6 protein-coding genes are annotated in these 8,567 nt (G+C 61.6%); all 6 read left to right on the top strand.

All coding sequences use genetic code 11. From position 1 onward, the window contains the following. Nucleotides 1-129: 129 nt before the first annotated feature. The 6 genes from DBO86_RS12620 (at nucleotide 130) to istB (ending at nucleotide 8,480) form a co-directional block, all read left to right on the top strand. Nucleotides 130-1,209 carry an AAA family ATPase gene (locus DBO86_RS12620; RefSeq protein ID WP_341865947.1) on the top strand — a complete coding sequence of 360 codons (1,080 nt, stop codon included), beginning with the start codon at nucleotides 130-132 and terminating at the stop codon, nucleotides 1,207-1,209. Nucleotides 1,210-1,266: 57 nt separating this feature from the next. Continuing rightward, nucleotides 1,267-2,574 (top strand): condensin subunit F, encoded by a 1,308-nt coding sequence (locus DBO86_RS12615; protein WP_003288359.1) that lies wholly within the window; start codon nucleotides 1,267-1,269, stop codon nucleotides 2,572-2,574. Then, the gene (locus DBO86_RS12610; protein ID WP_003160975.1) at nucleotides 2,571-3,251 is read left to right on the top strand and encodes a chromosome partition protein MukE; all 681 of its coding nucleotides are present in this window, start codon (nucleotides 2,571-2,573) and stop codon (nucleotides 3,249-3,251) included. The genes DBO86_RS12615 and DBO86_RS12610 overlap by 4 nt, the downstream gene beginning before the upstream one ends. Continuing rightward, nucleotides 3,248-5,971 carry a hypothetical protein gene (locus DBO86_RS12605; RefSeq protein ID WP_244185547.1) on the top strand — a complete coding sequence of 908 codons (2,724 nt, stop codon included), beginning with the start codon at nucleotides 3,248-3,250 and terminating at the stop codon, nucleotides 5,969-5,971. Before DBO86_RS12610 ends, DBO86_RS12605 begins: the two co-directional genes overlap by 4 nt. 186 nt (nucleotides 5,972-6,157) lie before the next feature. Beyond that, entirely contained in the window at nucleotides 6,158-7,843 is a 1,686-nt protein-coding gene (gene istA, locus DBO86_RS12600) for an IS21 family transposase (protein WP_108233825.1), read from the top strand. After that, a complete protein-coding gene (gene istB, locus DBO86_RS12595) occupies nucleotides 7,731-8,480 on the top strand; it encodes an IS21-like element IS1474 family helper ATPase IstB (protein WP_003460139.1) in 750 nt (249 codons plus the stop codon). Before istA ends, istB begins: the two co-directional genes overlap by 113 nt. The last annotated feature ends 87 nt before the right edge of the window (nucleotides 8,481-8,567 follow it).

Genomic DNA, 8,567 nt, shown 5'->3' with positions numbered 1-8,567 from the left:
GGCTGGGCGCACTCTTGAATGATCTGAGCCTTGAAGGATTTGGAGTAGGAACGGCGTTGTGGCTGCATGAAAGACCCGCTTAAAAGGCTAGAAATGGTGTCCACTTAAATCAGGTGGACACCATCGCCTTTGGCGTCGGGGCCAGGAAGGTGTGTTGGCCGGACGGATACATTGCAGGATTGCTCGACGAAGAAGCGAGGGTTGGTGGGCGCGATCACTGCCTTGAACGGAAAGATCGAAGCGGCGGAAGCAGACCGGCGTCAGGTGGAGAAAGAAATAGCTGAGCTGGAGCGTGCGACCACCAGCATCCAGCCGACCATCGATGCAATAAATACCTTGCTAGCCTCGTTCGGTTTTCATGGTTTCTCCCTAGCCAAGGCAGATAGCGGTACCGCCTATGTGCTGCGGCGACCGGATGGTATGGATGCGAAGGAAACCTTGAGCGAAGGCGAACGTACCTTCGTCACCTTCCTCTATTTTTACCATCTGCTCAAAGGCAGCGATTCGGAAAGCGGCGTGACGACTGACCGTATAGTGGTCTTCGACGATCCTGTGTCGAGTCTGGATAGCGACATCCTCTTCATCGTTAGCAGCCTGATCAAGGCGCTGTTCGATGAGGTGCGCCAAGGAACCGGTCACATCAAACAGGTTTTCGTACTGACCCATAACGTCTACTTCCACAAGGAAGTGACCTTCAACGCCCGGCGCACTGATAGAAATGCGATGCGCAGCGAGGAAACCTTCTGGGTCGTCCGAAAATCTCATCACTCTTCAAGAGTAGAGGCCCACACAAGCAACCCGATAGTCACCTCATACGAACTGCTGTGGGCGGAGGTACGACGGGCCGACCGATCCAACCTTTCAATCCAGAACACCCTCAGGCGCATTCTTGAAAACTACTTCAAGATCCTGGGTGGATCCGATACCGACGACATCTGCAACCTGTTCGAGGGGCGTGAGAAGGTCATATGCCGATCGCTTTTTTCATGGGTCAACGATGGTTCTCACTTCGCACACGATGACCTATATGTCGCTGTCGACGATGCAATGGTGGAAAGCTACCTGAATATCTTCAAGGCGATCTTCGTCAAGTCCGGGCATTTGGCTCACTACAAGATGATGATGCGAGAAGCATACTCAGACGATTCTGAGATCGCGGCCAAAACTCAGGAACAGCAGGCCGATGCACAGGGGGCCGTCCATGCCTGAACAATATGAGGCTTGGATACATTCATACTGCGTAGCAGAGAAGCCTACTCAGCGCTTATGACAGCATCCGATCCGAATCGCCTTATCGCCTCGCTGGTACGGGATCAGGTCAATCTTGACCTGAAAACAGCGGATGTCTGCTTTCTCGCAGGTCTGTACCTGCGAGCGGACAAGGCTGGGCTTGCGTCGTTCGAGGAAGATCTGCTGATCGACCTGTTTGAACAGGTCTGCGATGTCGTCGAACCCGCTGCCGAAAATCCGCGCAAGCGCGCGACGCACGCCATTCAACGATTACGCGAGCAGCGCATGCTGGCCCGAGTTGATGGCGCCGGCATCGTTCGGGCGGGCGAGTATGCGCTGACACGACTTGCTGCTGCGGTTATCGAATACTTTCTGGCGGACGAGGCCCTGACTCGGGAAAGCCTCAGCCTACTGACCGGTACCTTGCGCGCTCAACTTGCCGACATCCTGGCGACAGCCAGGAAGGCCCATAACGATGAGGATTGGCGTCAGCGCGTGGTCGCCCCCCTGAGGATCACGGTCGGTGACATGGTGGCGGGTATCGAACGTCGGCAGCGGGGGCTTGATGCCCAGCAGGAGGAAATCCAGGCGGAAATCGCTAGCCTGCTGTCGAACGACTGGTTTAGCGCAATCGATCGATGCCAGAGCCTGCTCGACGCAACGACCCACACATTGCGCGAGCTCAATGAAATCCTGCTGCGAGACACACACCATTTCGTTGCGTTGCTCCAGGACATCCAGGCGCTGGCCGTTTCAGCAGAAAATGTCGAAGCCGAGGGAGCCGCACAGCGGGTCATCGAACATGTAGACCGGATCGGAGCCTGGGGCGGTGCACGCCAAAAGGCATGGTCCGAATACTACCAGTATGTACACCGCTACCTGCGCGACGTGGTCAGACTGGATCCTGATCGGGCGCTGAGCCAGCGCTTGCGCGATCAGATTGCGGAGTGGGGAAACAGGCCTTTCCATCTACTAGCTGCGCATGCAGGCTCTATCTGCCTGCTACGTACACTTGAAGCACGCGTCGAGCGTCCGGTGGTGGCCAGGCCAAAGACTGATCGTGAGGCCGAACCAGCCTGGGTGGAAGCTGAAAATGCGCTGGCAGATATCGAAGTGTTGGTGAGTCGGGCGCTCGACGAGGGCGTAGATACCTTGGCGGGGCTAACGGTGCAGGTACTCGCCACGCTGACCGACGATAGCCAATACGTGGCTGCGGGTCGCATCGCTGACGCAGCTGCAAGGCTAGCCCGATTGCGTTCAAGCCGCGAGCGGCTATGGCTAGAAGTGGGCGAACAGCTCGAAGTCGAGGAATGGACTGTCCAGGGCCGGAGGAAAGTGGAGTGAGCGATGCCGTATTCGATTCTCTGGAAGAGGTGATTGTCGACGAGCGATTCCCCGAGGTGGATCTGATGCTGCGACGTGGACGCCATATCGGTCGAGATGATGGCTGCCCCTATGATTACCTGGTGGAGGCACAGGCGCTGCTCGAACCTTTTTATCGGCGTTTCGGTTGTGAGCTGATCCAGCAGAGCGATGGCTATTTCTATTTGCTGCCCAGCGGCGAGCGGCTGGGGCGACGTCAGCTATCCGTCGGCGAAATGCTTATCGGGCAGGTGCTGGCGCTGATGTATCTCGATCCCGCGACTTTGCAGCATGGCGGCATGGCGACACGTGAAGCGCTATTGCAGCGGCTGTCCGGATTACTGGGCACCGATGTGCTGGTGCGTACGCTAAATCCGCGTAGACGCAAGTATGACGAACGCATTGCCGCTGAAACTGTGCGAGGGAAAGCGGACGAGGCGCTGCGTAAGTTAGCTGAGCTGGGTTTCATCGATGTGGTTGATGCGGCCAGATTGCGCCTGCGTCCGGCACTCATGCGCTTTGCCGAGCCAGTTCGCGGGCTCACAGATCCCAGCGACGCCCTAGAGCGGCTGGTTGCGCGTGGAGAGGTATTACTGGGTGATGCTAACGACATGGATGACGATAGCGGCGACGCGGAGGGGGAGGAAATGTTGTCATGAGTCGAACGCGTGCCGATGCTTTAGCCCTGGTCAATTGGAAAGGTGTCTTCTACGAGCGTTATCTACTCGATCGGCATGTCACTGCGCTGGAGGGCAGCAACGGTGCCGGCAAGACCACGGTGATGATTGCCGCCTATGTCGCTCTGCTGCCCGACATGTCCCGCCTGCGCTTCACCAATCTCGGCGAGACTGGAGCGACTGGCGGCGACAAGGGTATTTGGGGACGTCTCGGTGATCCCGGACGCCCTTCCTACGTGGTGGTAGATTTTGCCCTTGCGGGTGCACAGAGGCTACTGGCTGGGGTACATCTGGAACGCAAAGGTGAACCCTCCGTGGAGCCCACCCCATTTATAGTCTGGGGCCTCGAACCTGCGGTTCGCTTGCAGGATCTGCTGCTGGTTGCACAGGGGGGCGTCGAGTCCGTGCCGGAGTTACAGGAGTTGCGCGACAACGCGGCGCGGCTCGGTGGGCGATTACAATCTTATCCATCCGCCCGGGAGTACTTCGCCGCGCTATTCGATCAGGGAGTCATGCCCCTGCGCCTTGGTACCGATGAGGAGCGCAATAAGTTCAACGATATGTTGCGTACCAGCATGACCGGCGGCATCTCAAGGGTGCTCACTTCGGAGCTACGCTCGTTCCTGCTCAGGGAGCAAAGTGGCCTCGCTGATACCTTGCAGAGGATGCGATCGAATCTGGATTCCTGCCGGCGCACGCGGGTAGAAGTGCAAGAGTCGCGCCGCCTGGAGCAAGAAATCGGCAGTATCTTCGAAGCCGGCCAGGCCATGTTCGCAGCAGCTTTCCTTGCCACCCGTGAACGGGCCGATGAGCTGGCACGCCGGGTAGCCGAGGCGCAGAGCGCACGCGATCAAGCCTTCCAGGCGCAAGAGGGAGCGCGCAGAGTACTCGACGAAACCTTGGCCGAGCTGAATACGCTCGATACTTGCAAAGATGAACTCGACCGCGTACTTGGAACCGCCCGCGACTGGCACGGCAGACTGAAGGACTCCTTAGCGGCGCTACGCAACCTGCAACAATGTGTCTCCCTGCTCGCGGAAGCTGAGACAGCGGCACAACAAGCGGGCAGGCTACGAAGCGAATCTGAAACGTTGCGGACTCGCAATCGCGAGGAACTCAAGCGTGCCCGGGAGGGCTACAAACGCGCTGCCAAGGGGCTCGCCGATCTGCAGCAGGGCATCGAAGAGTTGCATCGCCGGGCTGCTGCTTATCGTCAGGCAATTCGACGGCTACGGGAAGCCGAGGCGCATTTGCAGACCGTACCTTTGCTTCCTGCGCAGTTCGCCGATCAGCTTATGTCGGTACGCCACATGCTCGAATGCGTCGATCAGGAACGTCGGGAGGCAAGGACGCGCCTGTCCGATGCGCTGGAGCATCGTGCGCGTCATGAGCAGCTCATGGAGGCTGTGTGGCGGCTAGCGGGACGGGATGTCGAAATCACCGCTGCGTACGATGTGACCACCGAAGCGGTGCACCGTCATCGGACACTGAGCGTACTTGCCGAGCAGCTTCCCGACATTGAGGCGAAACTGGCCGAAGCGCAACAGCTGCAGGCCCGGCAGGCCAGGGTGTGTGCAACGGCGAGGGAGCTGGGCGTGGTTCTCACCCAGGCGCCTGCCATTGAAGTCGTCGACGCGTTGCTGAGTGATACTGAAGTCGAGCAATCCACACATGAACAGGCACAACGGGCGGCCAATGAAGAACTTGCTGAGCTACGGCGCCGGCGTGAGGAGCTGCAGCAACAGCATCGGCAGTTAATGGCACGCGAGCCGCAATGGCAGACTTTGGCGGAGTGCGCCGTCCGCATTTCCGATCACCTCGATACCCATGTGACGGACCGGGCCAGTCTGGATGCAGCTCGTGCCTGTTTGAGCACAGAGCACGCCGAGGCAGCCCGGGTCGAACAGGGGGCACGGCATGTACAGGAGCAGCTGCTCCGGGACGCACGTGACCTGCTGTCGGCCGGCGGGCCGTTCTCGCCCGCGTTGCTGCAGCTCAAGGACAGGCTCGGCGCCGAGCTGCTGGCTGGCAGCTACGAAGAAGTGGCGATCGAGGAAGCGGCTGTGCTGGAGGCCCGACTTGGCCCCCTGGCACAGGCACTGGTCGTCGATGATCCCGCTGCGGCAGCTCGTGCCTCTGTCGACCGGCCAGAGGAACTGACAGACGTGCTACTGGTGTCACGTGATGCCGATCTCTACCGTCTGGCCGATTCCTCCGACACTACGATGGCTAACGAAGGTGATTTGCTCGTCCAGGAAGGGATTGCCCTGCGTATGTCGCGTATTCCTGCCAAGCCGCGGCTGGGACGGCGTGCGCGCGAGAGACGGGCGGCCGAGCTGCAGGCGCAGGCCGAAGAGAAAACGTTCGAACTAGAGAATGCGAGGAGCCAGCGCCGCACGCTGGAACGGTTGCAGGAGAATGGCGACACGCTGCTCGCCGGGCTGGAGGTCTGGCTGGCAGGTGACCCCGCGGACGCCATCATCGAGGTGCAGCAGGCGATCGCCTTGGTCGGTGAACAGATCGAGCGACAGAGCGACATGGCTGATCGCCATGCTGCGGCTGCACAGGCACTGCAACCCCGTATTGGCAGGCTGCGTTCGCTGTTGGCCGAGGCGATTCTGCTTGATCCTCCTGACCACGGCGAGCGGGCGCAGATACTCAGTTGCGGATTTCGGAGCACCGTGACCGGCCGTTTCGGTTGATCGTGACCGCTCATTTCGCTAACGCGTGACCGCTCATTTCGGTAGCAACGTGACCGATTCTCCGCCTGTTCCGAAACAGGTGGTCACGGCTTACCGAAATCGCCGGTCACGACTTAGCGAAAGCCTTCCCCTTCGTTGCGCATGACCTGATGCGCCGCCATCCTCGACCGATTTCGGGAGAGGAAGATGGCGGCGCCGCGAGTAGCCATGCGAAACATCAAAGAATGTCTGCGCCTCAAGTTTGAGGCCGGCTTGTCCCACGAGAAGATTGCCCGTGCCTTGCAGCTGTCCAAGGGCGTGGTTAGCAAGTACATCGCGGCGGCGCGGGTGGCCGGGCTGGACTGGCCGGCGCTGGTGGCCATGGACGAGGCCGCGCTGGCGGCCGCCTTGTTTGCACCGACGTCGACGAACAAGCCGCGCGGTGAGCGAGTGCTGCCCGATGTGCTGAGCATCCACCGCGAGTTGCGACGCAAGGGCGTGACCTTGCAGCTGCTGTGGGAGGAATATCTCGCCGCGCATGCGGGTCAGCCGACCTACCGCTACACCCAGTTCGTCGAGCACTACCGGCGCTACGCCCAGACGCTCAAACGTTCGATGCGTCAGCTGCACCGTGCGGGCGAGAAGCTATTCATCGACTATGCCGGGCCGACGCTGCCGGTGGTCGACCCGGCCACCGGCGAAGTGCGCCGGGCGCACATCTTCGTCGCCGCCCTGGGCGCCTCGAATTACACCTATGCCTGCGCGACGCCAGGCGAAACCCAGGTGGACTGGCTGACCTCGCTGGGCCAGGCTCTGACCTACTTTGGCGGCGTGCCGGAAATGGTTGTGCCGGACAATCCGCGCGCCCTGGTCGCCCAGCCGGATCGCTACGAGCCGGGCCTGAACCGGGCCACGCTGGAGTGCGCGCGTCATTACCAGACGGTGATCCTGCCGGCACGGCCACGCAAGCCTCAGGACAAGGCCAAGGCCGAGGTGGCGGTGCAGGTGGTCGAGCGCTGGATCATGGCGCGGCTGCGCCATCGGCAGTTCTTCAGCCTGCATGCGCTCAATCAGGCCATCGCCGAGCTGCTGGAGAATCTGAATCGGCGCCCGTTCAAGCGGCTCGATGGCTGCCGGCGCGACTGGTTCGAGCGCCTGGATCGCCCGGCCTTGCGAGCGCTGCCGGTGCATCCCTACGAGGTCGCCACCTTCAAGCGCTGCAAGGTCAGCATCGACTACCACATCGAGGTCAATGGCAGCTTCTACAGCGTGCCCTCCGCCCTGGCCCGGCAGAACGTGGACGTGCGACTGACGGCACACACCCTGGAAGTGCTGCATGGCAACCGGCGGGTGGCCAGCCACCTGCTGCTGGGGCGACGCGGCGCTTACAGTACCCAGCGCGAACACATGCCCGCAGCGCACCAGGCGCATCGTGAGTGGACGCCGCAACGCCTGCTCGACTGGGGCGAGCGGATCGGCCCCTACACGCGCCAACTGATCGATCACCAACTGACCCACAAGCCGCACCCGGAGATGGGCTACCGCGCCTGCCTCGGCCTGCTCTCGCTGGCTCGCCGCTATGGCAATGCACGGCTGGAAGCCGCTGCCGAGCGGGCCGTCCAGCTGCGCGCCTTCACCGGGCGCAGCGTGCGCAGTCTGCTCCAGCAAGGCCTGGATCAGCAGCCGCTGCCCAAGCGCGCGGCTGAAACGGCCTTGCCCGAGCACCACGAAAACGTCCGTGGCGCCGACTACTACCAACCCCCGCAACAGGAGCTGTTCGATGATGCCGCAACACACCCTGAATCAACTGCACCAGCTACGCCTGGACGGCATGGCCCGCGCCCTGGAGGAGCAATGGACGCTGCCGGCCAGCCACAGCCTGAGCTTCGATGAACGCCTCGGCCTACTGCTCGACCGCGAACTGGCCTGGCGTGACAACCAGCGCCTGGTACGGCTGCGCAAGAAGGCCAAGCTCAAGTACGCCAACGCCTGCCTGGAAGATCTCGACCGCCGCTCCGGACGCGCCCTGGACGAGCGTCTGATCGCCACCCTGGCCAGTGGCGACTGGATCCGCCAGCAGCACAACCTGCTGCTGACCGGCCCGACCGGTGCCGGCAAAACCTGGCTGGCCTGCGCCCTGGGCAACCAGGCCTGCCGCCAGGGCTATAGCACCCTGTACCTGCGCACCCCGCGCCTGCTGGAACAACTGCGCATCGCTCATGGCGACGGCAGCTTCGGCCGTACCCTGCAACAGCTGGCAAAGGTCGACGTCCTGGTGCTGGACGACTGGGCGCTAGCCCCGCTGGAGGAAGGAGCCCGGCATGACCTGCTGGAGGTGATCGACGACCGCGCTGGCAGCCGCTCCACCATCCTGACGAGCCAACTGCCCATCGAGCACTGGCACGGCTGGATCAACGACCCGACCCTGGCCGATGCCATCCTCGACCGCCTGGTGCACAACGCCTACCGACTGACGATGAAAGGCGAGTCGCTGCGCCGAAAAAAAGCCGAGGAACAAGCCGCATCGTGACCGATGCGATTACAATCCAGAACCCGCGCAACCGGGGTGGAAGCACCGGTCACGTATTAGCGAAACGCTCGGTCACGTTCACCGAAA

Source organism: Ectopseudomonas oleovorans (assembly GCF_003052605.1).
GTDB lineage: Bacteria > Pseudomonadota > Gammaproteobacteria > Pseudomonadales > Pseudomonadaceae > Aquipseudomonas > Aquipseudomonas oleovorans_A.
This window is presented reverse-complemented; position numbering and strand designations above follow the sequence as displayed.